Annotated in this window: 2 protein-coding genes; one reads left to right on the top strand and one right to left on the bottom strand. The window is 68.4% G+C overall.

Annotated elements, in window-relative coordinates; all coding sequences use genetic code 11:
- Positions 1–435: 435 nt before the first annotated feature.
- Positions 436–768: a thioredoxin gene (gene trxA, locus ACSAMQ_RS20390; RefSeq protein ID WP_031373276.1), complete on the bottom strand. Its 333-nt coding sequence runs from the start codon at positions 766–768 to the stop codon at positions 436–438.
- Between the two features lie 256 nt (positions 769–1,024).
- Here trxA and rhlB point away from each other — a divergent pair.
- Positions 1,025–2,411 (top strand): ATP-dependent RNA helicase RhlB (rhlB, locus tag ACSAMQ_RS20395; protein WP_435397407.1); only part of this gene is annotated, 1,387 nt, incomplete at its 3' end.

Below are 2,411 nucleotides of genomic sequence, written 5' to 3' on the forward strand. Positions count from 1 at the left end.
GGGGCGCGGCGGCAGCCGGAGCCGGCGCTGCCGAAGGCGGCGCGGCGGGCGGCGCCGCAGGAATCAGGGGGCTGGCATCGCTGGCGACGGCCGGAGCGGACTCGGCGGCTTTGCTGACGCGCGGCTTGCGCACGCGCTTTTCGGCGATGTCGCCAGCGTCGGGGGTCTTATCGGACAAGCGGAGGTTCCTCGCTAAGCGGCGAGCGCTCGCATCGGGCGAGCGGGACGTCAGGGACGTGGGTTGATAGATGGGTATCAGACGGGGTGCGGCGGGTGGGACGCGAGGTCCGACGCCGGGTGTTGCGAAACTAGCACTGCTGCCGCGTGGCGGCAAGCTTCCCGAGCCGGGCCGTTCACGTTGCCGGGCAAGGCCCGGAGCGCTTGCGCCCGCGCGGGGGCGGGCGTAAGCGAGGCGGCTTCACACGACAGGAAGCCTCAGATGGCCTTGTCGATCATCTGGGTCAGCAGCGACTTGATGTTCGGCGGCGCGCCGAGCTGGCTCGAATGGACCTGGCCGTCCTTGAACATCAACAACATGGGGATGCTGCGCACGTTGTAGCGAACGCCCAGCGCCGGGAATTCCTGGACGTCGACCTTGACCACCTTGGCCTTGCCTTCGTACTGGTCGGCGAGCTGTTCGACGATCGGGCCGATGGCCTTGCACGGGCCGCACCAGGGGGCCCAGAAATCGACGAGGACGGGTTCGGACGACTGCAGCACGGTGGCGTCGAAGTCGGAATCGCCAGCATGCAGAACTTTTTCGCTCACGGGGGTCTCCTGCGGGGGTACTCGCCCGTACGGAACGGGCTATTCTTGAACGGAACCCCGGGCGGGCCATGCCGGGCGGGGGCTTACGCTAAACTGGGGCGTTTCGCGGCACCTTCAAGGGCTGCGCCACGGTCTCCTCGAGCCTGCCTTCAGAGTTCAACTCGGGCGCCGGCTCGGCCCCGGCAGTCTGCTTCGCCGACGCCACCCACGCAAGCGACCACCAACTGCGCCCAGTGCGCGCGGATCTCTGAGAAGCATGAGCGACAAGCCTTTAACCGATATCACCTTTTCCTCGTTCGACCTGCACCCGAGCCTGTTGGCCGGCCTCGAGGCCGCCGGGTTTTCGCGCTGCACGCCGATCCAGGCGCTGACCCTGCCGCTGGCGCTGACCGGGCGCGACGTCGCCGGCCAGGCCCAGACCGGCACCGGCAAGACCCTGGCCTTCCTGGTCGCGGTGATCAACCGCCTGCTGACCCGCCCGGCCCTGGCCGAGCGCAAGCCCGAAGACCCGCGCGCGCTGATCCTGGCGCCGACCCGCGAGCTGGCGATCCAGATCCACAAGGACGCGGTCAAGTTCGGCTCCGACCTGGGCCTGAAGTTCGCCCTGGTCTACGGCGGGGTCGACTACGACAAGCAGCGCGAGCTGCTGCAGAAGGGCGCCGACGTCATCATCGCCACCCCCGGCCGCCTGATCGACTACGTCAAACAGCACAAGGTCGTGTCGCTGCACGCCTGCGAGATCTGCGTGCTCGACGAAGCCGACCGCATGTTCGACCTGGGCTTCATCAAGGACATCCGCTTCCTGCTGCGGCGCATGCCGATCCGCACCGAGCGCCAGACTCTGCTGTTCTCGGCGACCTTGAGCCACCGCGTGCTCGAGCTGGCCTACGAGCACATGAACGAGCCCGAGAAGGTCGTCGTCGAAACCGAGTTCATCACCGCCGCCAAGGTCCGCCAGAAGGTCTATTTTCCGGCCGACGAAGAGAAAGTGCCGTTGTTGCTGGGCCTGTTGTCGCGCAGCGAAGGCGCGCGGACGATGGTGTTCGTCAACACCAAGGCCTGGGTCGAGCGCGTCGCGCGTTCGCTCGAACGCGGCGGCTACCGCGTGGGCGTGCTGTCGGGCGACGTGCCGCAGAAGAAGCGCGAGTCGCTGCTCAACAAGTTCCAGAAGGGCCAGCTCGAAATCCTGGTCGCCACCGACGTCGCCGCGCGCGGCCTGCACATCGACGGCGTCAGCCACGTCTACAACTACGACCTGCCGTTCGATGCCGAGGACTACGTCCACCGCATCGGCCGCACCGCGCGCCTGGGCGCCGAGGGCGACGCGATCAGCTTCGCCTGCGAACGCTACGCGATGAGCCTGCCCGACATCGAGGCCTACATCGAACAGAAGCTGCCGATCGCGCCGGTCGACGCCGAATTGTTGATCGCGCTGCCGCGCACGCCGCGCGAGATCCCGGCGGGCGAGGAAGGCGAGGAGAACGAGAGCATCGGTTCGATCTTCAAGGAAGCGCGCGAGCAGCGCGCCGCCGACGAACAGCGCCGTGGCGGCGGGCCCGGCGGCCGTAGCGGCAGCCGCAGCGGTTCCGGCTCTGGTTCCGGTTCCGGCCGCGGCCCGCGCAGCGAAGGCCGCCGCGATGGCG

This window comes from Lysobacter sp. 1R34A (assembly GCF_051217035.1).
In the GTDB taxonomy this organism is placed as follows: domain Bacteria; phylum Pseudomonadota; class Gammaproteobacteria; order Xanthomonadales; family Xanthomonadaceae; genus Lysobacter.